The 26,022-nt window shown below is 61.7% G+C and carries 26 protein-coding genes, 2 tRNA genes and 1 pseudogene; 28 read left to right on the forward strand and 1 reads right to left on the reverse strand.

Annotation, left to right across the window (positions count from 1 at the left end):
* Nucleotides 1-113 precede the first annotated feature (113 nt).
* From ACRRNM_RS10875 to ACRRNM_RS10970, 20 genes and pseudogenes are all read left to right on the forward strand, one after another.
* Nucleotides 114-947, forward strand: a pseudogene (locus tag ACRRNM_RS10875) (prenyltransferase); the annotation flags it as partial.
* A 4-nt stretch (nucleotides 948-951) separates the two neighbouring features.
* On the forward strand, nucleotides 952-1,533 hold the full coding sequence (gene ruvA / locus ACRRNM_RS10880) for a Holliday junction branch migration protein RuvA (RefSeq protein ID WP_435628238.1): 582 nt from the start codon (nucleotides 952-954) through the stop codon (nucleotides 1,531-1,533).
* A complete protein-coding gene (gene ruvB / locus ACRRNM_RS10885; protein WP_435628239.1) occupies nucleotides 1,530-2,585 on the forward strand; it encodes a Holliday junction branch migration DNA helicase RuvB in 1,056 nt (351 codons plus the stop codon). Before ruvA ends, ruvB begins: the two co-directional genes overlap by 4 nt.
* Nucleotides 2,578-2,985 (forward strand): tol-pal system-associated acyl-CoA thioesterase, encoded by a 408-nt coding sequence (ybgC, locus tag ACRRNM_RS10890; protein ID WP_435628240.1) that lies wholly within the window; start codon nucleotides 2,578-2,580, stop codon nucleotides 2,983-2,985. The genes ruvB and ybgC overlap by 8 nt, the downstream gene beginning before the upstream one ends.
* 16 nt (nucleotides 2,986-3,001) lie before the next feature.
* A complete protein-coding gene (gene tolQ / locus ACRRNM_RS10895) occupies nucleotides 3,002-3,679 on the forward strand; it encodes a protein TolQ (protein WP_435628241.1) in 678 nt (225 codons plus the stop codon).
* Nucleotides 3,680-3,806: 127 nt separating this feature from the next.
* Nucleotides 3,807-4,199: a protein TolR gene (tolR, locus tag ACRRNM_RS10900; RefSeq protein WP_435628677.1), complete on the forward strand. Its 393-nt coding sequence runs from the start codon at nucleotides 3,807-3,809 to the stop codon at nucleotides 4,197-4,199.
* Nucleotides 4,196-4,924: a cell envelope integrity protein TolA gene (gene tolA, locus ACRRNM_RS10905; protein ID WP_435628242.1), complete on the forward strand. Its 729-nt coding sequence runs from the start codon at nucleotides 4,196-4,198 to the stop codon at nucleotides 4,922-4,924. The genes tolR and tolA overlap by 4 nt, the downstream gene beginning before the upstream one ends.
* Nucleotides 4,925-4,936: 12 nt before the next feature.
* A complete protein-coding gene (gene tolB, locus ACRRNM_RS10910; RefSeq protein WP_435628243.1) occupies nucleotides 4,937-6,208 on the forward strand; it encodes a Tol-Pal system beta propeller repeat protein TolB in 1,272 nt (423 codons plus the stop codon).
* Nucleotides 6,209-6,232: 24 nt separating this feature from the next.
* Complete coding sequence (pal, locus tag ACRRNM_RS10915; protein ID WP_435628244.1) at nucleotides 6,233-6,739, forward strand: peptidoglycan-associated lipoprotein Pal; 507 nt, start codon at nucleotides 6,233-6,235, stop codon at nucleotides 6,737-6,739.
* A 3-nt stretch (nucleotides 6,740-6,742) separates the two neighbouring features.
* On the forward strand, nucleotides 6,743-7,492 hold the full coding sequence (ybgF, locus tag ACRRNM_RS10920) for a tol-pal system protein YbgF (protein ID WP_435628245.1): 750 nt from the start codon (nucleotides 6,743-6,745) through the stop codon (nucleotides 7,490-7,492).
* Nucleotides 7,493-7,498: 6 nt separating this feature from the next.
* Nucleotides 7,499-8,158, forward strand: a complete 660-nt coding sequence (gene queE, locus ACRRNM_RS10925) for a 7-carboxy-7-deazaguanine synthase QueE (protein ID WP_435628246.1) — start codon at nucleotides 7,499-7,501, stop codon at nucleotides 8,156-8,158.
* Nucleotides 8,159-8,160: 2 nt separating this feature from the next.
* On the forward strand, nucleotides 8,161-8,835 hold the full coding sequence (gene queC, locus ACRRNM_RS10930) for a 7-cyano-7-deazaguanine synthase QueC (protein ID WP_435628247.1): 675 nt from the start codon (nucleotides 8,161-8,163) through the stop codon (nucleotides 8,833-8,835).
* A gap of 77 nt (nucleotides 8,836-8,912) precedes the next feature.
* A tRNA-Lys gene (locus ACRRNM_RS10935) sits at nucleotides 8,913-8,988 on the forward strand.
* Between the two features lie 38 nt (nucleotides 8,989-9,026).
* A tRNA-Thr gene (locus ACRRNM_RS10940) sits at nucleotides 9,027-9,102 on the forward strand.
* Between the two features lie 117 nt (nucleotides 9,103-9,219).
* Nucleotides 9,220-9,639 (forward strand): DUF1924 domain-containing protein, encoded by a 420-nt coding sequence (locus ACRRNM_RS10945; RefSeq protein ID WP_435628248.1) that lies wholly within the window; start codon nucleotides 9,220-9,222, stop codon nucleotides 9,637-9,639.
* Between the two features lie 10 nt (nucleotides 9,640-9,649).
* Nucleotides 9,650-10,201, forward strand: a complete 552-nt coding sequence (locus ACRRNM_RS10950) for a diheme cytochrome c (protein WP_435628249.1) — start codon at nucleotides 9,650-9,652, stop codon at nucleotides 10,199-10,201.
* A 12-nt stretch (nucleotides 10,202-10,213) separates the two neighbouring features.
* Nucleotides 10,214-10,879, forward strand: a complete 666-nt coding sequence (locus ACRRNM_RS10955) for a cytochrome b/b6 domain-containing protein (protein ID WP_435628250.1) — start codon at nucleotides 10,214-10,216, stop codon at nucleotides 10,877-10,879.
* Nucleotides 10,880-10,904: 25 nt separating this feature from the next.
* Entirely contained in the window at nucleotides 10,905-11,216 is a 312-nt protein-coding gene (locus ACRRNM_RS10960) for a response regulator (protein ID WP_435628251.1), read from the forward strand.
* A gap of 1 nt (nucleotide 11,217) precedes the next feature.
* Complete coding sequence (locus tag ACRRNM_RS10965) at nucleotides 11,218-11,574, forward strand: winged helix-turn-helix domain-containing protein (protein ID WP_435628252.1); 357 nt, start codon at nucleotides 11,218-11,220, stop codon at nucleotides 11,572-11,574.
* A gap of 1 nt (nucleotide 11,575) precedes the next feature.
* Nucleotides 11,576-12,847, forward strand: coding sequence for an ATP-binding protein (locus ACRRNM_RS10970; protein WP_435628253.1), 1,272 nt, complete (start codon nucleotides 11,576-11,578; stop codon nucleotides 12,845-12,847).
* A gap of 102 nt (nucleotides 12,848-12,949) precedes the next feature.
* Here the strand turns inward: ACRRNM_RS10970 and ACRRNM_RS10975 are convergent, their stop codons facing one another.
* On the reverse strand, nucleotides 12,950-14,233 hold the full coding sequence (locus ACRRNM_RS10975) for a protein kinase domain-containing protein (protein WP_435628254.1): 1,284 nt from the start codon (nucleotides 14,231-14,233) through the stop codon (nucleotides 12,950-12,952).
* A gap of 179 nt (nucleotides 14,234-14,412) precedes the next feature.
* On the opposite strand from ACRRNM_RS10975, the gene ACRRNM_RS10980 reads away from it, so the two are divergent.
* From ACRRNM_RS10980 to ACRRNM_RS11015, 8 genes are all read left to right on the forward strand, one after another.
* Nucleotides 14,413-15,153, forward strand: coding sequence for a TerC family protein (locus ACRRNM_RS10980; protein ID WP_435628255.1), 741 nt, complete (start codon nucleotides 14,413-14,415; stop codon nucleotides 15,151-15,153).
* Nucleotides 15,150-15,578 carry a universal stress protein gene (locus ACRRNM_RS10985; RefSeq protein WP_435628256.1) on the forward strand — a complete coding sequence of 143 codons (429 nt, stop codon included), beginning with the start codon at nucleotides 15,150-15,152 and terminating at the stop codon, nucleotides 15,576-15,578. Before ACRRNM_RS10980 ends, ACRRNM_RS10985 begins: the two co-directional genes overlap by 4 nt.
* 113 nt (nucleotides 15,579-15,691) lie before the next feature.
* Entirely contained in the window at nucleotides 15,692-18,337 is a 2,646-nt protein-coding gene (locus ACRRNM_RS10990; RefSeq protein WP_435628257.1) for a CHASE2 domain-containing serine/threonine-protein kinase, read from the forward strand.
* Nucleotides 18,338-18,340: 3 nt separating this feature from the next.
* A complete protein-coding gene (locus ACRRNM_RS10995; protein ID WP_435628258.1) occupies nucleotides 18,341-19,168 on the forward strand; it encodes a Stp1/IreP family PP2C-type Ser/Thr phosphatase in 828 nt (275 codons plus the stop codon).
* Nucleotides 19,169-19,196: 28 nt separating this feature from the next.
* The gene (locus ACRRNM_RS11000; RefSeq protein ID WP_435628259.1) at nucleotides 19,197-20,018 is read left to right on the forward strand and encodes an FHA domain-containing protein; all 822 of its coding nucleotides are present in this window, start codon (nucleotides 19,197-19,199) and stop codon (nucleotides 20,016-20,018) included.
* 126 nt (nucleotides 20,019-20,144) lie between these two features.
* Nucleotides 20,145-22,367: a CHASE2 domain-containing protein gene (locus tag ACRRNM_RS11005; RefSeq protein ID WP_435628260.1), complete on the forward strand. Its 2,223-nt coding sequence runs from the start codon at nucleotides 20,145-20,147 to the stop codon at nucleotides 22,365-22,367.
* 126 nt (nucleotides 22,368-22,493) lie between these two features.
* A complete protein-coding gene (locus ACRRNM_RS11010) occupies nucleotides 22,494-23,591 on the forward strand; it encodes a cyclic nucleotide-binding domain-containing protein (protein WP_435628261.1) in 1,098 nt (365 codons plus the stop codon).
* A gap of 27 nt (nucleotides 23,592-23,618) precedes the next feature.
* Entirely contained in the window at nucleotides 23,619-26,018 is a 2,400-nt protein-coding gene (locus tag ACRRNM_RS11015) for an ATPase, T2SS/T4P/T4SS family (protein ID WP_435628262.1), read from the forward strand.
* The last annotated feature ends 4 nt before the right edge of the window (nucleotides 26,019-26,022 follow it).

A 26,022-nucleotide genomic window follows, 5' to 3' on the forward strand; every position in this document is an offset into this window, starting at 1 on the left:
CTGGTATGACAGTGCAACCGCTGGAACCGACCATCGCAACATTCCAGAACCCGCGGCTGCGTTACGCCGCGGCGACGCGCCCGGCGTTCCTCACGGCGAGCCTGATGGCATGCCTGCTCGGACTGGCGGCAGCCCGGCATGACGGCATCGCGCTTAACCCGGAACTGGCGGCGGTTACGCTGCTGTTTGCGCTGCTGGCGCATGCCGGGGTTAACGTGCTGAACGATTATTACGATGCGCTGAACGGCACCGACGCACAGAACACCGAGCGCATCTTCCCGTTCACCGGCGGCAGCCGCTTCATCCAGAACGGCGTGCTGACCATGGCGCAGACGCGCAATTTCGGTTTTGCGCTGCTGTCCGGCGTGGCGCTGGCGGGGCTGTGGCTGATGCTGCGCTCCGCGCCGCAGCTGTGGTATGTCGGCCTCGCCGGCCTGTTCATCGGCTGGGCGTATTCCGCGCCGCCGTTCCGTTTGAACAGCCGCGGCTGGGGCGAGTTGTGCGTGGCGGCGGGATTCCTGCTGATAACGGTGGGGACGGATTTCGTGCAGCGCAAAGGTTTCTCCGCCGCGCCGTTTGTGGCCGGTCTGTCCTACGCGCTGCTGGTGGCCAACCTGCTTTACATCAACCAGTTCCCGGATCGCAAGGCGGATACGGCGGCGGGCAAGCTGCACTGGGTGGCGCGGCTGGAGGTGCAGCAGGCGCGCTGGGGTTATGTGCTGATCGCGGCGCTGGCCTATGGATGGCTGTTGTCGGCGGTGGCGCTGGATGGGTTGCCGGTGCTCGCCCTGCTGACAGTACTCGCGCTACCGTTGAGCGTCAAGGCGGCACGCCTGCTGCTGCGGCACGCCGCGCAACCGCAGCAGCTCGGCGGCGCGATCAGGCTGACCATCGCCGCGATGCTGCTGCATGGAGCCTTGCTCTCACTTGGTTTAATTTTGGGATAGGAAAATGATTGGCCGTTTAACCGGAATCCTGCTGGAAAAGAACCCGCCGCAAATCCTGCTGGATGTGCAGGGCGTGGCCTACGAACTGGACGTGCCGATGAGCACCTTCTACAACCTGCCGGTGCTGCACGAAAAAGTGGTGCTGCATACGCAGCTCATCGTGCGCGAGGATGCGCACCTGTTGTTCGGCTTCGGTTCGCTGGACGAACGCGCGGCGTTCCGTCAGCTGCTCAAGATCAGCGGCGTCGGTCCCAAACTCGCGCTGGCCGTGCTGTCCGGCCTGAGCCTCGCCGACCTGGCGCTCGCGGTGGCGAACAAGGAGGCGGGCCGCCTCACCAAAATTCCCGGCGTCGGCAAGAAGACCGCCGAGCGGCTGCTGCTGGAATTGCAGGGCAAATTTGCGGCAAGCGTCGCGAGCGCCGCGCGGGATGTTGCGCCCGCATCGTCCGGCGACGACATCGTCAACGCGCTGCTGGCCCTGGGCTACAACGAGAAGGAGGCCGGCTGGGCGGTCAAGCAATTGCCTAAAGACACCGATGTTTCGGACGGCATCCGCCAGGCCCTTAAGTTATTATCCAAAGCATGATTCACAGCGACAACCTCTCCGCCGAACCGCGCCTGATCGCGCCCACCTCCGTGTCGAAACAGGAGGAGGCGCTGGAGCGCGCGCTGCGCCCGAAGCAGCTCGACGAATACGTCGGGCAGGAAAAAATCCGCGGACAACTGGAAATCTTCATCGAGGCGGCGAAGCGGCGCAACGAGCCGCTCGATCATGTGCTGCTGTTCGGCCCGCCGGGCTTGGGCAAGACCACGCTGGCGCAGATCATCGCGCGCGAGATGGGTGTCAACATCCGCCACACTTCCGGCCCGGTGCTGGAGCGTGCCGGCGACCTCGCCGCGCTGCTCACCAACCTCGAGCCGAACGACGTGCTGTTCATCGACGAGATTCATCGCCTCTCGCCCGTGGTCGAGGAGATCCTCTATCCCGCGCTGGAGGATTACCAGATCGACATCATGATAGGCGAAGGCCCTGCCGCGCGCTCGGTGAAGCTCGACCTGCCGCCGTTCACGCTGGTGGGGGCGACCACGCGCGCGGGCATGCTGACCAATCCGCTGCGCGACCGCTTCGGCATCGTGGCAAGGCTGGAGTTCTACACGCCGCAGGAATTACAGCGCATCGTGATGCGTTCGGCGAAGCTGCTGGAGATGAGCCTGTCGTTTGATGCCGCGCTGGAGATCGCCAACCGTTCGCGCGGCACGCCGCGCATCGCGAATCGTTTATTGCGGCGCGTGCGCGACTTCGCCGACGTGAAGGCAGCAGGCGATGCGACGCGCGAGGTTGCCGATGCCGCGCTGACCATGCTCGACGTGGATGCGCGCGGGCTGGACGTGATGGACCGAAAACTGTTGCTGACCGTGATCGAAAAATTCCTCGGCGGGCCGGTTGGCGTGGACAACCTCGCGGCCGCGATCGGCGAGGAGCGCGACACCATCGAGGACGTGCTGGAGCCATACCTGATCCAGCAGGGTTACCTGCAGCGCACCCCGCGCGGGCGCATGGCCACCGCGAATGCCTATCGCCATTTCGGGCTGGTGGTAGCGGGCAACCCGATCAGCGGGGACTTGCTGGATGAGTAGGCACAGGATATTTGCGCTGCCGGTCCGGGTCTATTTTCAGGACACCGACGCGGGCGGCGTGGTGTATCACGCGAGCTACGTGAACTTCATGGAGCGCGCGCGCACCGAGTGGCTGCGCACGCATGGCTACAGCAACGCCGGGCTGATGAAAGAGTTCGGCGTGGTGTTCGTGGTGCGCTCGCTGAAGCTGGATTATCTCAAACCTGCGCTGCTCGACGATTTGCTGGAGGTCACGGCGCAGATCAAGGAGATCGGGCGCAGCCGCCTGAATCTGGTGCAGACTGTGCGGCGTAATGGTGATGTGCTGGCCGAGGGCGAGGTGCATCTGGTGTGCGTTTCGGTGGAAGGCTTCAAGCCGGTCAGCGTGCCGGAGGTCTTGCGTAGGCAGTGGAAGGTTTAATCGGGAAAGGACAACAATGGAAGTGACGCAGGATTTGTCGTTTATACATCTCATCAGCAATGCCAGCGTGCTGGTGCAGCTCGTGATGGGCCTGTTGCTGCTGGTGTCGCTGCTGTCGTGGTGGTACATCTTCCTCAAGCTGTTCGCTATCCGCCATGAGGTCAGGCTGACCGGGGAGTTTGAAGATGCGTTCTGGCACAACCAGAATCTGAATGAGCTGTACAAACAGGTGAGCGGCAACACGCGGCGCAACCAGGGCGCGCTGGAGCGCATCTTCGCCGCCGGTTTTGTCGAGTTCGTAAAGCTGAGGAAGCAGCATGGCGTGGAGGCCGCTGCGGTGATGGACGGCACGCGTCGCGCGATGCGCGCGACCTACCAGCGCGAGATGGACCGGCTGGAGTCGCATCTGGCGTTCCTCGCCTCGGTCGGTTCGGTCAGCCCGTATGTCGGGCTGTTCGGCACGGTGTGGGGCATCATGAATGCGTTCCGCGGCCTGGCGAACGTCGGGCAGGCGACGCTGGCGCATGTCGCGCCGGGGATCGCCGAGGCGCTGGTGGCGACCGCGATGGGCCTGTTCGCGGCGATCCCGGCGGTGATCGCCTACAACCGCTACGCGCATGACATCAACCGGCTGGCGACGCGTTTCGAGAGTTTCACCGAAGAGTTTTCCAACGTGTTGCAGAGGCAGCCATGACACGGTGCGCGGTAGCGACGGGTGCGGGAATGGCTGCCTTGCACCTCCTCCCGCAAACGGCTGGCTACGCCAGTAACGTGTTGGAGGTGCAGCCGTGAACTCTGAACGCCATTCCGCGCGCCGCCTGATGAACGAGATCAACGTCGTGCCCTATATCGACGTGATGCTGGTGCTGCTGGTGATCTTCATGGTGACCGCGCCGCTGATGAATCCCGGGCAGATCGATCTGCCCAGCGTGGGCAAGTCGCTGGTCCCGCCGGTCGCGCCGCTGGAGGTCGTCATCAGGAAAGACGCCACGCTGGCTTTGCGCGATCATTCCAGGGGCGGCAAGGAAAGCAAGGTTTCGCGCGAAGAGCTGGTCGCGATCCTGAAGACCCGGCAGGGCATCCAGGCGGAGCAGGCGGTGGTTATTTCCGCCGACAAAAACGTGCGCTATGAAGAAGTCGTCAACGTGATGGACGTGCTGCAACAGCAGCACATCAAGAAGGTCGGATTGCTCACTCAAGCAAAGGGCAAATGAGCGCGGTCGCTTACTACGAACCCTACAAGCTGCCTGCGGGCATCCTGGCCGCGGCGGTGCATGGCGTTTTTTTCGCGTTGCTGTATTTCGGCTTTGCGTGGCAGGCGCAGCCTTCCGGGACGATGAGCGTGGAGTTGTGGGCTAGCCTGCCGGGCGAGGCCGGGGCACCGCCGGGCCAGGCGAAGGCCGAGGAGGCCGCACCGCCGCCACCGGAGAAAGCAGTCAAGCAGGAAGCACCGCCGCAGCCGGAAAAAGCGGTTGAGCCGGAGATCGTCATGCCCGACAAGAAGAAGGCAGAGACCAGGGCGGCCGAGGAGAAGCCGGAGAAAAAGAAAGTGCTTCCGCGCATCGCCGATGTGATTGCCCAGCCCGGGGGGCAGGGAGCGGGCAGCATCGCAGGCATGGCCGCGCGCGAGCGGGCCGGGCGGGAATCGGCGATCGGACGCGTGGTGGATGAATACACCGGCAGGATCACCAGCAAGGTGCGCCGCAACATCGTGATGCCGCCGGATGTGGCGGATGATGCGCGCGCCGAGTTCCTCGTGACGCTGCTGCCGGGCGGCGGGGTGCTGAGCGCAAGGCTTGTCAAATCCAGCGGCAACGCGGCCTACGACGATGCGGTGGAGCGCGCGATCCTGAAGTCGCAGCCCTTGCCGTTGCCCGCCGATGCGACGATGTTCAACAGATTTCGCGAATTGAAACTGGTATTCAGGCCGGTCGAATAGAAGAGGATAGATATGGTGTTGCGTGTGTTGCGGAGTGTGGTTGGGTTGCTGTTGCTGGCGCAGGCCTCGATGGCAGGCGCGGTGTTGAGCATCGAAATCATCGGTGCGGGGGAGCACCAGATTCCGGTGGCCATCGTGCCGTTCGGCGGGGATGAGAAGATCGCGCAGGCCATCAACGAGGTGGTGACCGGTGATCTGCAGCGCAGCGGGCTGTTCCGTCTGGTCGATCCGACCGGTAAATCGCCGCACGAACCAGCAGAGGTCAGCTATCCGGACTGGCAGGTGCGCGGTGCGGAGGCGCTGGCAATCGGTACGGTTGCGGTGCTGCCCAATGGCCGCATCGAGGCGCGTTTCCGCCTGCTGGACGCGGTCAAGGAGACGGAATTGATCGGCCAAGCGGTCTCGTCAGCCGAAAACCAGGTACGCGCCATCGGGCATCGCATCGCGGACCTGGTCTATGAAAAACTCACCGGCGCCAAGGGCGTATTCAGCACGCGCATCGCCTATGTGAACCGCGTGGGGAAGAGTTACCGCCTGATCGTGGCAGACAGCGACGGCGCCAACGAACAGACCGTGCTTGCACAGAACCAGCCGATCATGTCTCCCGCCTGGTCGCCGGACGGCAGCCATCTCGCCTATGTGAGTTTCGAGACCGAGCATGCCGTGGTGTACGTGCAGTCGCTGTACACCAATCAGCGCAAGGTGCTGGCCGATTTTCGCGGCAGCAACAGTGCGCCGGCCTGGTCGCCGGACGGTCGGCAGCTGGCGGTGGTGCTGACGCGCGACGGCAGTTCGCAGATTTACCTGGTTCGTCCGGACGGCAGCGGGTTGCGGCGCATCACCTTCAGCGGCGCGATCGATACCGAGCCGCATTTCTCGCCGGACGGGCAATCCCTGCTGTTCACCTCGGATCGCGGCGGCAGCGCGCAGATCTATCGCATGCCGGCGGAGGGCGGGCCGGCGGAGCGCCTGACGTTTGGCGAAGGCACCAATTTTTCGCCACGGCACAGCCCGGACGGCAAGGGCTTCGTGTTCGCGCACCTCAACGGTGGCGGGTTTTATGTCGCCATGCAGGACTTCCAGAGCGGGCAGATGTCGCTGCTCACCGAGGGCGGGTGGGAGAAAAAACCCAGCTATGCGCCCAACGGCAAGCTGATACTGTTTGCCAGCGAGGCGCGCGGTCGTGGTATATTGGCGACTGTTTCCAGCGACGGTCGTGTCAAGCAGCACATGTTTACGCAAAGCGGCGATGCACGCGAACCTGTGTGGGGACCCTATCCTTAACCTAACCTAGTAAAGGGGAATGCCATGAAAAAACTAATAATCAGCATTGTTTTGGTCAATTTGCTTGCTGCCTGTGCCAGCGAGCCAAAGAAGGAAGAAGCGGCACCCGCACCGGCACCCAAGGCCGAAGCACCCAAGCCGGCTCCGGCTCCCGCACCCAAGGCTGAAGTCGATCCGCTCAACGATCCGAGCAGCATCCTGGCAGGGCGCAGCACCTACTATCCGTTCGATGTGGCAGTGGTTCAGGAGGCGGACAAGCCGCTGGTGCAGGCGCACGCCAAGTATCTGAGCGAGCACTCCAACCGCAAGGTGCGCCTCGAAGGCAATTGCGACGAGCGCGGCAGCAACGAATACAACCTCGGTCTCGGCCAGCGCCGCGCAGACGGTGTGAGCAAGATGCTGGCGGCAGGCGGCGCGAGGGCGGACCAACTGGATAGCGTCAGCTACGGCGAAGAGAAGCCGCGCTGCGCCGACCACAACGAGGCATGCTGGAAACAGAACCGCCGTACCGATCTGAACTACGCGAAGTAAACGATGCTGAAGCAGCGGGTCCTCTTGTTGCTGGCCTTGTGTTGTGCCGCCCCCGCGCAGGCGGGGTTGTTCTCCGATGACGATGCGCGCAAACAAATCCAGCAGCTCGAGGAGCGCATGCTCAAGCTGGAATCCGCCACCGAACAGCAAACCAAGTCGCTGCTGGACCTGCTCGGCCAGGTCGAAGCGCTGAACGGCGAAATCCGCAAGCTGCGCGGGCAGAACGAAGAGCTCGCGCACGGCCTGCAGGATGCCGAAAAGCGCGAGAAGGATTTCTACGTGGATCTGGATACGCGACTGCGCCGCTTCGAACCCACGGATAATGCGGCGCAAGCTGGGGGCGATGTTCCCGCGGTACCGGCCGATCCCGATAATCCCGCAGCTGAGAACCGCGCCTTCGAGGCCGCCTATGGCTTATTCAAGGGCGGGAGCTACGAGAATGCAGTTGCGGCATTCCAGGAATTCCTCGAGAAATACCCCAAGTCGGTGCATGTGCCCAATGCCGGTTACTGGCTGGGTAATGCGCTGTTCACCCTGAAGGATTATAAGAGCGCGCTCGGTGCCTATCAGAGCCTGCTCAAGGCTTATCCCAGCACGCCCAAGGCGCCTGAGGTACTGTTCAGCATCGCCGGCTGCCAGCAGGAATTGAAGCAGGATGCGGCCGCACAAAAAACCCTCAAGCAGCTTGTCGCCAAATATCCTGGCAGCGAAGCCGCCGGCAAGGCCAAAAAACTCCTCGCTGCCGGCAAGTAGTCCGCTATGCCCCCCCAAAATCCAGCTGTGCATTTGCGCATCAGCGAAATATTTTTTTCCCTGCAGGGCGAGACCAGCCGCATCGGCCTGCCCACGGTGTTCATCCGCCTGACCGGCTGCCCGTTGCGCTGCACCTACTGCGACACGACTTACGCCTTTATGGGCGGGCAGGACATGAGCGTGGCGGAAATTCTCCGGCAGGTTGCCGGATATGCGCCACGCTACGTGACCGTCACCGGCGGCGAACCGCTGGCGCAGAAGAACTGCCTGCCGCTGTTGCGCGCGTTATGCGATGCGGGCTACCAGGTGTCGCTGGAAACGAGCGGCGCGCTGGATATCGGCGAGGTGGATGCGCGCGTGATGCGCGTGGTGGACATCAAGACCCCCGCATCCGGCGAGTCCGGAAAGAACCGCTGGGAAAATCTGCCGCTGCTGAACCCGCACGACGAAATCAAGTTCGTGCTGTGCGACGAGAAGGATTACCAGTGGGCCGAACAAATCCTGCGGCAGCATGGTCTCGGCGAAAAATGCGAAGTAGCCTTTTCGCCCGCGCATGGCGCACTGGATGCGACGCAGCTCGCCGAATGGATATTGCGCGACCGCCTGCCGGTGAGGATGCTGCTGCAATTGCACAAGCTGCTGTGGAACAACGAGCCGGGGCATTAGCGATGAAAAACGCCGTCGTGCTTCTGTCGGGTGGGCTGGATTCGGCAACCGTGCTGGCCATGGCGCGTGCGCAGGGTTTTGCCTGCCATGCGCTGAGCGTGGATTACGGGCAGCGCCATCACGCCGAGCTGGCCGCCGCACAGCGCGTCGCGCAGATGCTCGGTGCGCAAGAACACCGTACGATCGACATCGACCTCACGGGATTCGGCGGTTCCGCCCTCACCGATAGCAGCATCGCGGTGCCGCAACAGCCCAGCGCAGGCATCCCGCTGACCTATGTTCCCGCACGCAACACCATCATGCTCTCGCTGGCCCTGGCCTGGGCCGAGGTATTGCAGGCTCAGGACATCTTCATCGGCGTGAACGCGGTGGATTATTCCGGCTATCCCGATTGCCGCCCCGCCTATATCGAGGCCTTCGAGCGCATGGCCAATCTCGCCACCCGGGCCGCCGTCGAGGGCAGCCCGCTGACCGTCCACGCGCCCCTGCTGCACCTGTCCAAGGCGGAGATCATCCGGCGGGGAACTGCACTCGGGGTGGATTACGCGCAGACGGTTTCCTGCTACCAGGCCGACGAATCCGGGCGCGCCTGCGGCGTCTGCGACTCGTGCCGCCTGCGCCGCGCGGGGTTTGATTCCGCGGGCATGGCCGACCCGACCGCCTATCGCGCGGCATAGTCCGCAAGCCTTGCCGCAAGCGGCATTTTGCGTTGACAGGGTGGGCCAAACCCGTATAATTCGCGCTCTTTTGCGTAGGGTCGTTAGCTCAGCCGGTAGAGCAGCGGACTTTTAATCCGTTGGTCGGCAGTTCGAATCTGCCACGACCCACCAGTCCGCAAAAATCCCCGGTTGTATGCTGCACTTTTAATGCCGCTTTAGCTCAGTTGGTAGAGCAACCGCCTTGTAAGCGGTAGGTCGTCAGTTCGAATCCGACAAGCGGCACCATTCCCTCTGTTGTCGCAGCTCATTGCGGCTCATTCCGAAAATATTTTTTGCGTTAAGCATCCCTTAAGCTTGACCTTTTATCCTGCACACCTCGTAATTCATTTCAGGAGATCAAAAATGTTTCATGTATTTCATAAATCGGGTCTGGTATTAGTGGCGCTTGCCGGCTTGGCGGCACAACCGGCGCTGGCGGAAACGCCCAGCGAGATACTGGCTGCCATCCAAAAGGAAGCGTCGGCCACGCCCGGATTCCAGGGGTTTTCGGCGGCACGTGGGGAGAGCTTCTTCAAGGCGAAGCATGGCGGAGAATGGAGTTGTTCTTCCTGCCATACTGACAATTCCGCCGCGCCGGGCAAGCATGCCAAGACCGGGAAGATCATTGAGCCGCTTGCTCCATCTGCCAACGCGGAGCGGTTCGCCAACCCGAAAAAGGTGGAGAAATGGTTCAAACGCAACTGCAACGATGTGTTGAGCCGTGAATGTACGCCGCAGGAAAAGGGCGATGTGCTCGCCTACCTGCTGACCTTCAAGAAATAAGGAGAGAGACATGCCGAGGTACAAGCAAACATTCCGGGTGCTGGCCGTTACCCTGCTGGCGATGGGCGTGACGGCCGCACAGGCAGATGACGGTGCGCGCGAAGGAAGATCCGGCGGATGGTTTGGTGAGAAGCACGGCGGAAAATACGGCGGCGAAAACCGCGGCAAGCCGCTGCAGCCCGCGCAGACCAACGCCAAGTTCCAGCAGGAATGCTCCACCTGCCATATTGCCTATGCACCGGGGCTGCTGCCCGCCGAATCGTGGCGCAAGATCATGGCCGGCCTGGACAAGCACTTCGGTTCGGATGCCTCGCTGGATGCACAGGACAACAAGGAGATCACCGCGTTTCTGGTGGGCAATGCCTCCAACCGCTGGAGCGCTTCGACTGCACCGCTGCGCATCAGCGAGAGCGCCTGGTTCAAGCGCAAACACGACGGCCACGAGGTCGACCCGGCAGTCTGGAAAAATCCTCAGGTGAAGAGTCCGGCCAATTGCGGGGCTTGCCACCCGCGGGCGGAGCGCGGCGATTTCAACGAGCACGATATAAAAATACCCAAGTAAAAGGAGACCATCATGAGTCAACGTATCCTGGTCTGGGATGTACCGACGCGAGTCTTCCACTGGCTGCTGGTGTTGTCGTTTACGGGCGCCTACCTGACTGCGGAGTCGGAGATGGACCGCGATATCCATGTGGTGCTCGGCTACACCCTGCTGGGGTTGCTCGTCTTCAGGCTGCTATGGGGATTTTTCGGCACCCGCTATGCGCAGTTCCGCTCGTTCCTGTTCAAACCCGGCGAAATTATTGCCTACTCGTTGTCCATGCTCAAAGGCAAGCCTGCGCACTATATCGGACACAATCCGCTGGGCAGCGTGTCGGTCTGGATGCTGCTCGGGCTGGGCATTCTGTCCGGGGTGAGCGGGGTGCTGACATATCAGGATATCGGCGGCGATGTGCTGGAAGAGTTGCATGAGATCGTATCCAATACCATGCTGGCCGTGGTGTTGATCCACATCGCCGGGGTGGTGGTGAGCAGCGTGCTGCATCGCGAGAATCTGGTACGCGCCATGGTCACCGGCTTCAAGTCAGCCGAACCGGATCAGGGTATCCAACGCTCATATCTCTGGCTGGGGATCATAATGCTGGTCGCGGTGGTGGCATTCTGGGTCGTCTATCCGTCTATCGCGTTTGCGACACCAAGCGCGGAGACGGCTCATGCCGGACACCACGATGACGATTGATTGATGTTTTTTTTGCGGTGGGACGATGCGCGTGCTGGTAGTCGAAGACGATGCCCTGCTGGGTGATGCGATTCAGGCGGGCCTGAAGCAGGCCGGCTATGCCGTGGACTGGATGAAGGACGGCGCATCGGCGGAGCAGGCGCTTGCCACCGAGCCTTATGCGGCGGTGGTGCTGGACCTCGGATTGCCGCGCCTGTCCGGGCTGGAAGTGTTACGCCGGTTGCGCAGCCGAGACGTTCCGACACCCGTGCTGATCCTGACCGCGATGGACACGGTGGACGACCGCATCAGGGGGGCTGGATGCAGGCGCGGACGACTACCTGGTCAAGCCGTTTGACATGGGCGAACTCGCGGCGCGCCTGCGTGCGCTGATCCGCCGCGCCAGCGGAAAGGCCGAGCCCTTGCTGGAGGTCGCCGGGGTCAGGCTCGATCCCGCCGCCCACAGTGTGCTGTACCGTGGCAAACCGGTCGAGCTCTCGGCCAGGGAGTTCGCGGTACTGCACGCGCTGATGCTCAACGCGGGAAAAGTCCTGTCGCGCACCCGGCTCGAAGAGCAGCTCTACGCGTGGGGCAGCGAGATCGAAAGCAACGCGGTGGAGGTGCACATCCATCATCTGCGCCGCAAGCTTTTCCCCGAGCTGATCGAAACCATACGCGGCGTCGGCTACCTGATGCCGCGCGGCAAGGGCAATTGAAATGTGGCAACGCGCTTCGCTCAAACAACGGCTGCTGGCCCTGGCACTGGCGGCGATCACGCTGGTCTGGCTCGGCGCGACTGCCTTCACCTACCACGATGCGCGCGAGGAATTCGACGAAGTGCTGGACGCGCACCTGGCGCAGGCCGCCTCGCTGCTGGTCATCCAGGCGACGCATGAAATCGATGAGCTGGAAACCGACCACGTACCGCAGTTGCACAAATACGCGCGCCGCGTTGCGTTCCAGGTGTGGGAAAAAGGGCGGGAACTACGCCTGCATTCCGCCAACGCCCCGCAGCAGCCGCTGGCGAGCAAGGAGCGCGGTTTCAGCGATACCGTCATCGATGGGCACCGTTGGCGCGTCTTCAGCACCTGGGACGAATCCGGCGAATACCTGATCCATGTCGCGGAACGCATCGAGGTGCGCGACGAGTTGGCGCGCGACCTGGCGGGCAACCTGCTGCGGCCGCTGTGGTTTTCCCTGCCGCTGCTGGCGCTGCTGCTGTGGGTCGCGGTGCTGCGCGGCCTGCGCCCCCTCGACAGGCTGGCGCGCGAAGTGGTGCCGCTGATCGAGCGACTCAACCGGCTGTTCGTGCGCATCGAGGCTTCCATGCAGAAGGAGCGTCGGTTCACTGCGGACGCCGCGCACGAACTGCGCACCCCGGTCGCCGCGATCAAGGCGCAGGCGCAAGTGGCGCGCTCCGCCACCGGAGAAGCGGAGCGCCTCCATGCGCTCGACAACGCGATCCTCGGCTGCGACCGCGCCGCCCACCTGATCGACCAGCTGCTGGCGCTGGCGCGGATCGACACGCTGGATCGCGGCGTGGCAGAGCAGTGCCAGCTCAGGGGCATCGCCGCCGAAGCGATTGCCGCGCTCGCGCCCGCCGCGCTTGCAAAAAATGTGCAACTCGAATTGCTGGCCTGCGACGAAGCTGTGGTGCGCGGCAATCCGGAGCTGCTGCGAGTGCTGCTGCGCAACCTGCTCGACAACTCGATAAGGCACACCCCGCCCGGCACATCGGTCGAGGTCGGTATCGAGCATGAGCCGGGCGCGGTGCGCCTCTCGGTGAGCGACAACGGCCCGGGCATTCCTGAACAGGAGCGCGACAAGGTGCTGGAGCGCTTCTATCGCCCGCTGGGCACGCAGGCCAGCGGCAGTGGCTTGGGACTCTCCATCGTCCAGCGGATCGCCGAGGTGCACGACGCAACCCTGCAGATGCAGCCGGCGAATGAAGGCCGGGGCTTGCGGGTGACGGTGAGCTTCAAGGCTTGATGCCCCGGCGTGGGGCACTATTCGGCCGTGGGGAATTCCATGCGGGCATTTCCCGCAACGCCATCTCTTCGCGAAGGAAGCGAGTTCCAAGTGAGCCGCAGCTTATCCATGCATGCGCACGATGCGGTCGTCCGCGAGCATGAGGCGGTCGGTCATGGAGAGCAGCAGGGTCTTGGTGAAACGCAATTCGCAGCCGGTGCTGAGTTGTTCCAGTGCAGGAAATGGAAGTTCGGCAACGACTACGTCCGAGAGCGCTTCCAGCGTGGCCTGCCGCTTCGTTCCACGCATGATGTAGGCCATTTCCCCGAAGTATTCGCCGGCCTTGATGACGTTGAGCAGGCGCCCCTGCTTGGTGACCTTCATCTGCCCGGAGGCCAGAAAGTACATGCTCCGGCCTGGCTCGTCTTCGCGCAGGATGACGGTTCTGGCAGGGAGCATGGCCCATACGCTGGCTTGTACGAGTTCCCAGATTTCCGGGTCGGAAAATTCGTGCAGCGATTCGCTTTCGCGCAGCATCTTGAATTTGTCGCTGTCGGAAAAATCCTGCTGGAATTTGCTGAAGCGGCCTGTCCCGGCGATATCGAGCGCAAGGTCAGTCCAGCTGGGGTAGCGGTCGGCCGGGTTCTTGGCGATCATCTTCATGACCATCCTGTCGAGTTTGGCGGGGAGCTCGGGCCGGTGCGCACTTGGCGGTGGCGGCTCCTGTTTGGTGATGGCGTCGAACAATTCGAGCAGGTCCCGGCCATAGAACGGCAGTCTGCCGGTGAGCAGCTCATAGGCCACGATGCCGAGCGAGTACATGTCACTGAGATGGGGCAGGCGGTGGCCGCCGAGTTGTTCCGGGGACATGTAGGAGGGGGTGCCGACGGTCACCTTCTGCGAGACCTGCGTCTGATAGAACACGGCTATGCCGAAGTCGGCGATTTTCACGTTGCTGCCGGACACGACCATGATGTTGGCGGGCTTGATGTCGCGGTGGATGATGCCGTGGCGGAACGCGTAGTCGAGCGCGCCGCAGCACTTGAAGATGATCTGGAGCACCTCGCTTACCGGCAACAGCGTGTCCCGGAAGGTGTAGCGCGAGAGGTTGCCTTCCGGCACGTATTCCATCACGACGTAACCCACGTCCTCGGTGACCGAGGCTTCCAGGATTGCGGCGATGTGCGGGTGCGCCAGCCGGCCCGCGAGCGCGGCCTCGTTGAGGAATTGCCGGCGGCATTCCTCGTTGAATTCGGGGTCGGCGAGGACGTTCGGGTCGATGAGCTTCACCGCGACCTCGCGGCCGGAAAAGGTGTCCAGCGCATAGTAGACTTTTCCCGTGGCGCCTTCGCCGATCTGCCGGGTCAGTTCGTATTTGCCTAGACGGTAGGGTAGTGAGACGGGCATGAGCGTTTTTTTTGAGTTATTTTCGGGCAAGTTAACATTTGCCCCGCCGCAGCGCAATTCCTGATGCGTTGTCGCATCGCATCCATGCAAATACCGCCTTGCTGCAGCGGATAATTCGGTAAGATTGTGCCCGCACCGTAACGGCGGGTTGCAAGGGATTCCGATACTGAAAGGTCACAATGCTGGAGATGTTTTCTACCCCCCAGTTCTGGGTGGATGTGTTCAAGATCATCATGATCGACCTGTTGCTTTCCGGCGACAATGCGGTGGTGATCGCACTGGCGTGCCGCAACCTGCCCGAGGCGCAGCGCAGGAAGGGCATCCTGTTCGGCGTGGGCGGCGCGATCGGCCTGCGCATCGTGCTGACCTTCTTCGCGGTCGGCCTGCTGTCGCTGCCCTACCTGAAGCTGGTCGGCGCGCTGCTGCTGCTGTGGATAGGCATCAAGCTGATCCTGCCCGAGGAGGGGCATAGTGCGGACAACCTCAAGGCGGACACGCGCCTGCTCGGCGCGGTCAAGACCATCATCATTGCCGATTTCGTGATGAGCCTGGACAACGTGCTGGGTGTGGCTGCGGCGGCCAAGGGTAACGTGTCGCTGCTGGTATTCGGCCTGCTGGTCAGCATCCCGCTGATTGCGTGGAGCAGCCAGGTGGTGCTGAAGCTGATCGACCGCTTCCCGCTCATCATTTACGCGGGCGGCGCACTGCTCGGTTATGTGGCGGGCGAGATGCTGGTGACCGAGGCGCTGTTTGCGGCGCTCGTCGAGGCGCATCATTATCTGCACTGGCTGGTTCCGCTGGTGTGCGCGCTGCTGGTGGTGGCGCTCGGCAAATGGCTGGCGTTGCGCATGGCGGTTGCCGCGCCGGTGGTCGATCTGGTGGAAGAGACGGTGGACAACAAATCGCAGAGGGGGGAATGATGAAGATACTGATTCCGGTGGATGGCTCGGCCAATGCACTGCGCGCGGTCGAATACGTGATCGGGAATATCGCTACGCTGAAGGAACGGCCGCAACTGCTGTTGCTGAACGTACAGTGGAATGTGGCGACCGGCAACGTCAAGCTGTTCATCAACCAGCAAACCATCGACGACTATTACCGCGAGCAGGGCACGGCTGCGCTGCAGCAGGCGCGCGCCGCGCTGGATGCCGCCGCCTTGCCTTACCACTACCACATCAGCGTCGGCACGCCGGCGGAGGCGATCGTGCAATATGCCAGGGAGCAGAGGGCCGACCAGATCGTGATGGGCCGGCAGGGGCAGGGCGGCCTGCAGACATTGCTGCTGGGGTCGGTGGTAAACAAGGTACTGCACCTCGCGAGCTGTCCGGTATTGCTGATCAAATGAAGAAGCCCGTTTGCGTAAATCCGCTATAAATCAAAAGGATTATGGTGTGTTGTTGAGAAATACCTTAATATCCGCGGTGTAACCTGCTTGACGATGGGCATCGGGGAGTGGCAATGAACAAGTGGTCGTTCTGGAAAAAGGACTGGTTCGTCGGTCTGCTGGTCGCGCTGGTGTTCATGCTGGGCGCAAACAGCGACCTGATGCAAAGCCTGGAGCGCAAGGCCTATGACCTGGGGGTGCTGGCCTCGTCGCGCACGCCGAGCGACAGGATCGCGGTGATCGCGATCGATGAGCAGAGCATCGCCAATCTGGGCCGCTGGCCGTGGCCGCGCGAGATTCACGCCAGGATGGTGGACATCCTCGCGGCGGGCCACGCCAAGGTGATCGGCCATACCGCCTTCTTCTTCGAGCCACAGGTCGATGCGGGACTCGCCTACATCCACAAGATTGCCGGCCTGCTCGGCAAGTCTTCCCTCCTGGAAGATGCCGGCCCGGAAATCATGGCGGACCTCGCGGCTCCGGCAAGCGCAGTGAATCACGCCAGCGCGGTGAGTGCAGCAAGTGCGATGAGCCCGGCGAGCATCATGGCCGTTCCTGCAGGCACCATGGAGCCTTCGCCGCTCGATGCGCTGCTGCTGGAGGCGGCAAAAAATCTCGATAACGACAAGAAGCTCAGCGAGAGCATGGCCAGGGCCAACGATGTGCTGCTCGCGATGTTTTTCGAACTGGGCGAGCCGCAGGGCAAGCCCAATCAGGCCTTGCCCGACTATGTGCTGCGCAACAGGCTCGAAAACGTGAAGGATGCTTCCGGCTCCGGCGCCCAGCCGCTGCCTTCGCGGAGCGTGCTGGCGCCGATCCCGGCGCTGGGCGGCAAGGCATTGGCCATCGGACACCTGAACAGCTTCCCGGACGTGGACGGTGCGGTGCGCACCGAGCCGCTGGTGGTGGGCTATTACGACCAGTATTACCCCTCGCTGTCGCTGATGCTGGCGGCTAAAAGCCTCAATCTCGAGCCCAGGGATATTCTGGTCAGCCTCGGAGGGGGCGTGCAGTTGGGCAACCATAAAATCGCCACCGACCCGGCCTTGCAGATGCACACTTATTTCTACAAGGATAGGGACGGCCGGCCGGCCTTTCCGGTGGATTCCTTCTACGACGTGTTCACCGGCAAAATTCCGGCGGAAAAATACCGCGACAAGATCGTGCTGATCGGCGCATCGGCAGCGGGTGTGGGCACCCTGCAAGTGACGCCGGTTTCTGCGGGCATGGCACCCGCGCTGATCCTGGCGCATTCGGTGTCCAGCATCCTCAAGGGGGATTATTTCGTGGCACCCGCCTGGGGGGCGATGGCGGAAATCGGCGTGTTCCTGCTGGTCGCGCTATACCTCATCCTGTTGCTGCCGCGCCTGAGCGCGGCGATCGGCGCGGCGGTCACCGCAGCACTGCTCGTGGCACTGCTGACCACGCATTTCGTACTGATGACGACGCAGGCGCTGTGGCTGCAACTGATGCTGCCTGCGACCCTGCTGCTCGCCGGCCACCTGCTGCTCACGACCAAGCGCCACCTGTTGACGGAGAAGGGCAAACAGAAGTCCGACGCCGAATCCGCAGAGAGCAACCGCATGCTGGGCCTGGCCTTCCAGGGGCAGGGGCAACTGGACATCGCTTTCGACAAGTTCCGCAAGGTGCCGATGGACGACAGCCTGATGGAGGTGCTCTACAACCTCGGGCTCGATTTCGAGCGCAAGCGCCAGTTCAACAAGGCCGAGTCGGTGTTCAGGTACATGGCGGAGTACAACCCGAAATTCCGCGATTTGGAGCAGCGCCTGACGCAGGTGCACGCGATGTCCGAAACCGTCATGCTGGGCGGCGGCGGGGGCGGGCGCACCAACGCCAGCACCATGGTGCTGGACAAGGCGGGCGTGTCCAAGCCGATGCTGGGGCGCTACGAGATCGAGAAGGAACTCGGCAAGGGCGCGATGGGCGTGGTGTATTACGGCAAGGACCCCAAGATCGGCCGCGTGGTGGCGATCAAGACCATGGCGCTGGCGCAGGAGTTCGAGCCGGACGAATTGCAGGACGTGAAGGAGCGCTTCTTCCGCGAGGCCGAGACGGCCGGGCGCCTCAACCATCCCAACATCGTGTCCATCTATGACGCAGGCGAGGAGCACGACCTGGCCTACATCGCGATGGAATTCCTCAAGGGCAAGGATCTGGTACCGTTCACCAAACCGGACAACCTGCTGCCCTTGCCACGGATGATGAGCATCGTCGCCCGCGTCGCCGACGCGCTGGATTATGCGCACAAACAGAACGTGGTGCACCGCGACATCAAGCCGGCCAATATCATGTACGACCCCGAGACAGATACGCCCAAAGTGACCGACTTCGGCATTGCGCGCATCACCGATTCCTCCAAGACCAAGACCGGCATGGTGCTGGGCACGCCCTCCTACATGTCGCCGGAACAGCTGGCGGGCAGGAAGATCGAGGGGCATTCCGATCTGTTCTCGTTGGGGGTGAGTTTGTACCAACTGGCTTGTGGTAAGCTTCCGTTCGAGGGGGACTCGATGGCGCAGCTGATGTATCGCATCGCCAACGAACCGCATACCGATATTCTGGGCATCCGGCCGGATTTGCCGCCGTGCCTGGTGGACATCATCAACAAGTCACTGGCCAAGCAGATCGAAAACCGCTATGCGAACGGCGCTGAAATGGCCGAAGCGCTGCGCCGGTGTGCAGCCGGCTTGCAGGGGTGAACTATGAAAATGGAAGACGCGCTTGAAATAGTCAGTCGGACCGATCCGGGCATGGTGCGCGCGCACAACGAAGACAGCGTCGCGCAGGAGTTGGCCTGCGGCCTGGTCGTGCTGGCGGACGGCATGGGCGGCTACAATGCCGGCGAGGTGGCGAGCGGTATCGCCGTTTCGGTCGTCGCGACGGAAATCTGCCAGCACCTGCAGAATGCCAGCCCGACGGATCGCGATGAGGCCAGCGGTGAGGAACTGGGGGTGGTGCTGTTGCGCGACAATATCCGGCGCGCGAATGCCTCGATTTACCATGCCGCGCAGAGCCAGCCGCAATATGCGGGAATGGGCACGACCATCGTTACCGGCCTGTTCTACGATAACCGCGTGGTGGTCGGACATGTGGGGGATTCGCGCATGTACCGCTTGCGCGGCGAGGAGCTCAAGACGATTACCCGCGACCATTCCCTGCTGCAGGAACAGATCGACGGCGGGATGATCAGCGTCGAGGATGCGCGCCTGTCCAAGAACAAGAATCTGGTGACGCGTGCGGTCGGGATCGACGCCGAGGTGGTGCCGGAAATCCATGTGCACGACGTGCTGGTCGGGGACATTTACCTGCTGTGTTCGGACGGCCTGAACGACATGGTGGAAGACGAGGATATCCAGTCGACGCTGTATGCGATGCAGGGCAACCTGCCGCTGGCTGCGGGGCAATTGATCCAGCTGGCGAACGACAACGGCGGCCGCGACAATGTTTCGGTGATCCTGGTAAAGATAAACGGCGAATTTGCCGCGCCGCGCGGCTTGTTGGCAAAGCTGTTCAATTGTTTCAAAAAATAATCGGCTCAAAATCTGGAAGGGCACAACTATGGCTGCAAAACTGATACTCAGCATGGATGGGGTGGTAATCAAGGAATACCCCCTGAACAAGGAGCGCATGACCATCGGGCGCAAGGCGCATAACGATATCGTCATCGACAACCTCGCGGTGAGCGGCGAGCATGCCGCGATCGTCACCATCCTGCACGACTCCTTCCTCGAAGACCTGGACAGCACCAACGGGCTGGAAGTGAACGGTGTGCCGACCAAGAAGCATTTTCTGCAAAACAACGATCTGGTAGACATCGGCAAATACCGCCTGAAGTACGTCAACGACCAGGCCGGGCAGGTGAATGCCGCCGATTTCGAGAAGACCATGGTGTTGCGCGCGCCGGTGAAGCAGGCTGCCGCTGGCGCCGAGACGGGCAATTCGACCATAAGCATGAGGGCGCCGAGCGGTCCGGCTGCCAAACCTGCGCCAGAGTTGGAGAAAACCGGCAAATTCGAGGCGCCTCAACCTGCCGCACCGCTCGCCAAGCCGGTTGTCCAGCCTGTTCCTCAGCCCGTTGCCCAGCCGGTAGCGGCCGCTGCAGCTGCCTCCGCACCACAGGCTGCAGCGGTGCAAATCCTGACCGGCCCCAACGCCGGAAAGGAACTGGAGCTGGTCAAGAACCTCACCACGCTGGGCAAACCCGGGGTGCAGGTGGCCGTCCTGACGCGCCGCCCGCATGGCTACTTCATCACCCACGTGGAGGGCGCAAGCCATCCAATGGTGAATGGCGTATCGCTGAGCGACCAGCCGCACCAGCTTAACGATCACGATGTGATCGAGTTGGCCGGGGTGAAAATGGAATTCTATTTCAAGGAATAACAGCCAAGGGCGGCAGACAAATGACTGAATATGGTGTGCCGCCATGCGGCATGTTTTTCAGGGATGCGGCGCGGCTGCGTTCATGCTCCTGTCTTTTGACGCCCGTACTCTCCTAAGGGCCGCGGCGTGAAAAAAAACGCAATCCTGATCGGGCTGGGTCTGCTGATAGTCTTGTTTTTTGCGGGCAATGCCGCGAATTTCTACCGGCTGAATTTTGTCGACAGGCTGTCTGCCATCCTCTACGACTACCGTTTGCAGTTGACCATGCCGCGGACGGTGGACGACCGCATCGTCATTCTCGATATCGACGAGAAGAGCCTCAAGGAGGAGGGCCGCTGGCCGTGGAGCCGGGACCGCCTCAGCCTGCTGATGGACAAGCTGTTCGACAGACACAACGTCGCGGTAGTCGGCTTCGACGTGGTTTTCGCCGAAAAGGACGAGAGCTCGGGGCTCAAGGTATTGAAGAAAATCGGGCAGGAGCAACTCAAGGGAGATGCGCAATTTCAGGCCACCTTGGCACAGATCCAGCCGCAACTCGAATACGACAGCCTGTTCGCCGGCGAAATCAAAAACCGCAACGTGGTGCTGGGCTACTACCTGACCAGCCAGAAGGGCGGCAACATATCCGGGGCCTTGCCCGAGCCGGTGTTTCCGGCGGGCACGTTCAAGGGCAGGCCGATCGGATTTACGACATGGAGCGGTTACGGCGCAAATCTTCCCGAGTTGCAGAAGGCGGCCGCAAGTGCCGGACACTTTAATCCGCTGGTTGATGCCGACGGCGTGGTGCGCCGCGTGCCGATGGTCGCAGAGTTTGGCGGCAACTATTACGAATCCCTTTCCTTGGCAATGGTGCGCACCCTGCTTGGCCAGCCCGCACTGTTGCCGGGTTTTGCCGAGGGCAAGACCAACGGCTATGGCGGCCTGGAGTGGCTGGAACTGGACAGTGTCGCCGGCAGGCTGAAAATCCCGGTGGATGACGAAGTGGCCACCTTTGTGCCGTACCGCGGCAGGCAGGGAAGCTTCCGCTACATTTCGATTGCGGACGTGCTGCACGACCGCGTCGACATCGCCCAGCTCAAGAACAAGATCGTGCTGGTAGGCACCACCGCTCCCGGGCTGATGGATATGCGCGCCACGCCGGTAGCTGAGGTCTATCCGGGGGTGGAAGTCCACGCCAACATGATTTCCGGCATTCTCGACCAGAACCTGAAGGAGCACCCGGCTTATATGGTCGGCGCCGAGGTGGTCTGGCTGCTGCTCATGGGCATCGCGCTGAGTATCCTGCTGCCGCAGATGAGCCCCGCCAGGGCAATCTTGGTCTCGGTATTCATGTTTGCCGTTACGCTGGGCATGAGCCTGGCCATCTGGCACTACGGGGCGTTGCTGTTCCCGGTGGCGAGCAGCTTGCTGATGATTGCCCTGATCTTCGCACTGGACATGTCCTACGGCTACTTCGTCGAGTCGCGCACCAAACGCCAGATTACTGGCCTGTTCGGTCAATACGTGCCGAGCGAGTTGGTCGAGGAGATGGCCGAGCACCCGGAAAGTGTGTCGATGGAAGGTGAGAGCCGCGAGATGACCATTCTGTTTTCCGACGTGCGCGGCTTCACCACCATCTCGGAGGGACTGGACCCGAAGGAGCTGACGCTGCTGATGAACGAGTTCCTGACGCCCCTGTCCCGCGTTGTTTACAAGCATCGCGGCACCATCGACAAGTACATGGGCGACTGCATCATGGCGTTCTGGGGAGCACCCCTGCCGGATGAGAACCATGCGCGCCACGCCATCCTGGCCGGCATCGAGATGCAGGCGGCCCTGAAAGCCTTGCAGCCGCATTTCAAGGAGCGCGGCTGGCCGGAAATCCACATCGGCGTGGGCATCAACAGCGGTCGTGTCAGTGTCGGCAACATGGGCTCGGAAGTGCGCGTGGCCTACACGGTGATGGGCGACGCAGTGAATCTCGCTTCGCGCCTGGAAGGCATTACCAAGCAATACGGCGTCGGCGTGGTGGTCGGCGAAAACACCCGGAATGCCGTGACCGATTTCGTTTATCGCGAGCTTGACCATGTGCGGGTCAAAGGCAAGGACAAGCCGGTGGCGATTTACGAGCCGATCGGGCTGCTCAGCGAAGTGGGCAAGGCGCTGCAGGACGAGGTCAAGCTGTTTCATGAAGTGCGCCGCCTGTATCGCAAGCAGGATTGGGATCAGGCCGAACTGCAGCTGATGAACTTGCAGCGCATGTCGCCGGAGACAGCGCTGTATGGAATTTATACCGAGCGCATTGCCTACTTCCGCAAGAATCCCCCGCCCGCGGATTGGGACGGCGTATTCGTGTTCCAGACCAAATAGCCGGGTAACCAAGGCTGACAAGAATGATGAACTCAGGACTCTGGGGTGCAGGCGGGATTGGCTGCAATCAGCACTGTTTCGTTATGTTGCTGAGCAATCAGAAGCTCGAGTTCTAGGAGGCAGCCGATGACTTACGCGCTCGACATCAAAGTTCTGGCCGGACTGGAGCCGATTTCCACATTCGGCCCGGCGCGCTTGCGCGAGTTGCTCGATTATTGCCATATCGAAACGGTACCCCAGGGGGGCGACCCGTTCAAGGTGCATGGACTGCAAGGCCAGTCGGTCTATCTGGTGGACGGGGAGCTGGAACTGGTCTATCAGGACGGCAACAGGGTGGTGGTCGGCGCACAGTCCGAATGGGCCAAACATCCGTTGGGCAAGCGCCAGCCGTACATCGTCTCTGCTTCGGCCTTGCGCGAGAGCCATTTGCTGCGCGTCGATGACGAGTTGCTGGACCGGATGGTGACATGGGATCAATTTTCCCGGCATGATTCGGCGGAGCAGCGGGGGTTCCCCGTGTCCGGCCGTGAAGACGGTATCGATGCATCGACCAGCATCAAGCATTTGTTGAACTCCAGCATGTTTAGCGCGGACAATCTCAAAAATGGGCCGCTGGCGCATTTGCCGATGGCGAATATCAGCGCGCTGTTGCAGCGCATCGAAGCGGTTGCCGTGTGGGAGGGCGATGTCGTTATCCGCGAGGGCGACGAGGGTGATTATTATTACCTGATCGATAGCGGCCGCGCCGAGGTGACGCGCCGCGTGGGCGGCGCGGATGTGCCGCTTGCCAGCCTGAAGGCAGGCGATGTGTTCGGCGAAGAGGCGCTGGTTTCCGGCAGCAAACGCAATGCGACCGTCACGATGAAATCCAACGGAGTATTATTGCGCCTCGGGCGGCAGGATTTTCTGGCGCTGCTGCAGGAACCGCTGCTGCACAAGCTGAGCTATGAACAGGCCATGCAGGCCGTGGCGCAAGGCGCAGTGTGGCTGGACGTACGGCATCCGCCGGAGTACCGTTATGACAGGCTGCCCGGAGCGATGAATGTGCCGTTGAATGACATACGCAATGCGATCGGCGTGCTGGATCGCAGCAAGAAATACATCGCCTATTGCCAGAGCGGGCGGCGCAGCGCGGCTGCCGCATTCATCCTGGCGCAGGCAGGATATGATGTGCAGGTTCTGGATGGCGGGTTGTGGTCGGTGCCGAGGTCGGCGCAGCAGTAGCTTGGGGAAACGGGCAAGGGAGCGGGAATGAGTACAGTCATGGCGGCCAATGGTGGAGCAGGCAATGTTGGTGAAATGAGCCTTAAGCTCGAGTTCACCAAGAACCTCAATCACGTCATCAACAGGATACATGCCACCAGTAATATCGATGAAATCATGCTGGATGTCAGCAAGGACATCTGTACGCTGTTCAACGCCGACCGGCTGACCATCTATGTGGTGGGCGAAGACAATGCCTCGCTGATCTCCAAGGTCAAGACCGGCCTGAATTCCTTCAAGGATCTCAAACTGCCGATTGCGGAGCAGAGCGTTGCCGGTTATGCGGCAATGCACAAAAGATTGCTCAACATCAAGGATGTCTACGACGTGCAGGAACTGGCCGGTTACAGCCCGCACCTGCGTTTCCTGCAGGAAGTGGACAAACGCACCGGCTACCGCACCAAGCAGATGCTGGTTGCTCCGATCCTGGATAGCGGCGGCGATCTGGTCGGCGTCATCCAGGTCATCAACAACAAGGCCGGCGCTCCTTTTGCGGCGATGGTCGAAGAAGGCGTCCAGGAACTGGCGCAGAGCATGGCGGTGGCCTTGCGCCAGCGTCAGCAGATCGCCACGGTCAAGACCAAATATGACTTTCTGGTGGCCGATGCGGTGCTTTCCGTGGCGGAATTCGAATTGGCGACCCGCACCGCCCGCCGCAAGGGGATCGACATCGAGGAAGTGCTGATCGATGAGTTTCAGGTTACAGCAGCCGCGCTGGGCAAGGCGTTGTCCACCTTCTTCGGCGTCCCTTACGAACCCTACAAGGCGGATCGCATCAAGCCGGCCGATTTGCTGAAAAACCTGAAGCGGGAGTACGTGGAAAGCAGCCACTGGATTCCGATCGAGGAAACCCAGGAGGGGCTGATCATCCTGACCACCGATCCGGAGCGCATCCAGGCCTCGCGGGTGGTCAACAATATATTCCCCAAGAACCGGCTGGTCTATAAGGTCTGCTCGCAGCGTGAATTCAAGCAGACACTGGATTCGTTCTATGGCGGAGGAGGCTCGTCCGATGCCACCGGCGGCTTCGCCATGGACGAGTCCTCGATGGACGACCTGCTGTCCAGCCTCGGCGGGGACGATGAGGAGAGTGCCGGTGTCAGCCAGGACGATGTCAGTGCCGCGGCCGACAACGAACTGGTCAAGCTGGTCAACAAGATTATCGTGGACAGCTACCGCATGGGGGCCTCGGACATCCATATCGAGCCGGGGCCGGGCAAGATGAAAACCCAGATTCGCGTGCGCAAGGACGGTTCGCTGCTCAATTACATCGAGGTGCCCGCCACCTACCGCAACGCGCTGGTGACGCGCCTCAAGATTATGTGTGACCTGGATATTTCCGAGAAGCGCAAGCCGCAGGACGGCAAAATCAAGTTCAAGAAATTCGGCCCGCTGGACATCGAGTTGCGCGTCGCGACCATCCCGTCGCAGGGCGGGGTCGAAGACGTGGTGATGCGTATTCTCGCCTCCGGCGAGCCGCTGCCGCTGGAAAAGATGGGCTTCTCGGCGCGCAACAACGAATTGATTAAGGCGACGGTTAGCAAGCCGTACGGCCTGTTCTTCGTCTGCGGGCCGACCGGCTCCGGCAAGACGACCACGCTGCACTCCATTCTCAAATTCATCAATACGCCCGACACCAAGATATGGACGGCCGAAGACCCGGTGGAAATCACCCAGAAGGGCTTGCGCCAGGTGCAGATCAACAAGAAGGCGGGGCTGGACTTTGCGACCATCATGCGCGCCTTCCTGCGCGCCGACCCGGACGTGATCATGGTCGGCGAAATGCGCGACAAGGAAACCGTGTCCATCGGCATCGAGGCCTCGCTCACCGGCCACCTGGTGTTTGCCACCCTGCATACCAACAGCGCGCCGGAATCCATCATCCGCCTGCTGGACATGGGGATGGACCCGTTCAACTTTGCCGATGCGCTGCTGGGCATCCTGGCGCAACGCCTGGCGAAGCGCCTGTGCGGCGAGTGCAAGAAGCCGCATATCGCAAATCCTGACGAAATAAAGGCCATGCTTACTGAATACAGTAATGAGTTGACCAACACTGCAACCTGGAAAAAGGATCCGGCTGCCGCGACCAAGGCGCTATATGAAGAATGGGTCAAGCTGTTCGCCAACGACAAAAAAGAATTTACGCTTTACGAGCCAGTCGGCTGCGACAAATGTACCGGCACCGGTTACCGCGGCCGCGTCGGCCTGCACGAGTTGCTGATCGGCACCGATCCGGTCAAGAAGGCGATTCAGGAGCATGCGCGCGTCGCCGAACTGCTGGCCATCGCCCTCGAAGAAGGCATGCACACCCTGAAGCAGGACGGGATGGAAAAGGTGTTGCAGGGTATCACCGACATGCACCAGATACGCGCAGTCTGTATCAAGTAGGGGC

The organism is Ferrigenium straubiae (assembly GCF_051257895.1).
In the GTDB taxonomy this organism is placed as follows: Bacteria; Pseudomonadota; Gammaproteobacteria; order Burkholderiales; family Gallionellaceae; genus Gallionella; species Gallionella straubiae.

What these genes read in the sequence shown, in the direction of transcription:
- ACRRNM_RS10960 (WP_435628251.1), top strand. Translation starts at nt 10,905, where the DNA reads ATGCGCGTGCTGGTAGTCGAAGACGATGCCCTGCTGGGTGATGCGATT.
- ACRRNM_RS11000 (WP_435628259.1), top strand. Translation starts at nt 19,197, where the DNA reads ATGGCTGCAAAACTGATACTCAGCATGGATGGGGTGGTAATCAAGGAA.
- ruvA (WP_435628238.1), top strand. Translation starts at nt 952, where the DNA reads ATGATTGGCCGTTTAACCGGAATCCTGCTGGAAAAGAACCCGCCGCAA.
- ACRRNM_RS10995 (WP_435628258.1), top strand. Translation starts at nt 18,341, where the DNA reads ATGAAAATGGAAGACGCGCTTGAAATAGTCAGTCGGACCGATCCGGGC.
- ACRRNM_RS10945 (WP_435628248.1), top strand. Translation starts at nt 9,220, where the DNA reads ATGTTTCATGTATTTCATAAATCGGGTCTGGTATTAGTGGCGCTTGCC.
- ACRRNM_RS10985 (WP_435628256.1), top strand. Translation starts at nt 15,150, where the DNA reads ATGATGAAGATACTGATTCCGGTGGATGGCTCGGCCAATGCACTGCGC.
- ACRRNM_RS10950 (WP_435628249.1), top strand. Translation starts at nt 9,650, where the DNA reads ATGCCGAGGTACAAGCAAACATTCCGGGTGCTGGCCGTTACCCTGCTG.
- ACRRNM_RS10975 (WP_435628254.1), bottom strand. Translation starts at nt 14,233, where the DNA reads ATGCCCGTCTCACTACCCTACCGTCTAGGCAAATACGAACTGACCCGG.
- ACRRNM_RS10970 (WP_435628253.1), top strand. Translation starts at nt 11,576, where the DNA reads ATGTGGCAACGCGCTTCGCTCAAACAACGGCTGCTGGCCCTGGCACTG.
- tolB (WP_435628243.1), top strand. Translation starts at nt 4,937, where the DNA reads ATGGTGTTGCGTGTGTTGCGGAGTGTGGTTGGGTTGCTGTTGCTGGCG.
- ACRRNM_RS10990 (WP_435628257.1), top strand. Translation starts at nt 15,692, where the DNA reads ATGAACAAGTGGTCGTTCTGGAAAAAGGACTGGTTCGTCGGTCTGCTG.
- tolR (WP_435628677.1), top strand. Translation starts at nt 3,807, where the DNA reads ATGAACGAGATCAACGTCGTGCCCTATATCGACGTGATGCTGGTGCTG.
- tolA (WP_435628242.1), top strand. Translation starts at nt 4,196, where the DNA reads ATGAGCGCGGTCGCTTACTACGAACCCTACAAGCTGCCTGCGGGCATC.
- ACRRNM_RS10980 (WP_435628255.1), top strand. Translation starts at nt 14,413, where the DNA reads ATGCTGGAGATGTTTTCTACCCCCCAGTTCTGGGTGGATGTGTTCAAG.
- ybgC (WP_435628240.1), top strand. Translation starts at nt 2,578, where the DNA reads ATGAGTAGGCACAGGATATTTGCGCTGCCGGTCCGGGTCTATTTTCAG.
- ruvB (WP_435628239.1), top strand. Translation starts at nt 1,530, where the DNA reads ATGATTCACAGCGACAACCTCTCCGCCGAACCGCGCCTGATCGCGCCC.
- tolQ (WP_435628241.1), top strand. Translation starts at nt 3,002, where the DNA reads ATGGAAGTGACGCAGGATTTGTCGTTTATACATCTCATCAGCAATGCC.
- queE (WP_435628246.1), top strand. Translation starts at nt 7,499, where the DNA reads ATGCCCCCCCAAAATCCAGCTGTGCATTTGCGCATCAGCGAAATATTT.
- ACRRNM_RS11015 (WP_435628262.1), top strand. Translation starts at nt 23,619, where the DNA reads ATGAGTACAGTCATGGCGGCCAATGGTGGAGCAGGCAATGTTGGTGAA.
- ACRRNM_RS10965 (WP_435628252.1), top strand. Translation starts at nt 11,218, where the DNA reads ATGGGCGAACTCGCGGCGCGCCTGCGTGCGCTGATCCGCCGCGCCAGC.
- queC (WP_435628247.1), top strand. Translation starts at nt 8,161, where the DNA reads ATGAAAAACGCCGTCGTGCTTCTGTCGGGTGGGCTGGATTCGGCAACC.
- ACRRNM_RS10955 (WP_435628250.1), top strand. Translation starts at nt 10,214, where the DNA reads ATGAGTCAACGTATCCTGGTCTGGGATGTACCGACGCGAGTCTTCCAC.
- ybgF (WP_435628245.1), top strand. Translation starts at nt 6,743, where the DNA reads ATGCTGAAGCAGCGGGTCCTCTTGTTGCTGGCCTTGTGTTGTGCCGCC.
- ACRRNM_RS11010 (WP_435628261.1), top strand. Translation starts at nt 22,494, where the DNA reads ATGACTTACGCGCTCGACATCAAAGTTCTGGCCGGACTGGAGCCGATT.
- pal (WP_435628244.1), top strand. Translation starts at nt 6,233, where the DNA reads ATGAAAAAACTAATAATCAGCATTGTTTTGGTCAATTTGCTTGCTGCC.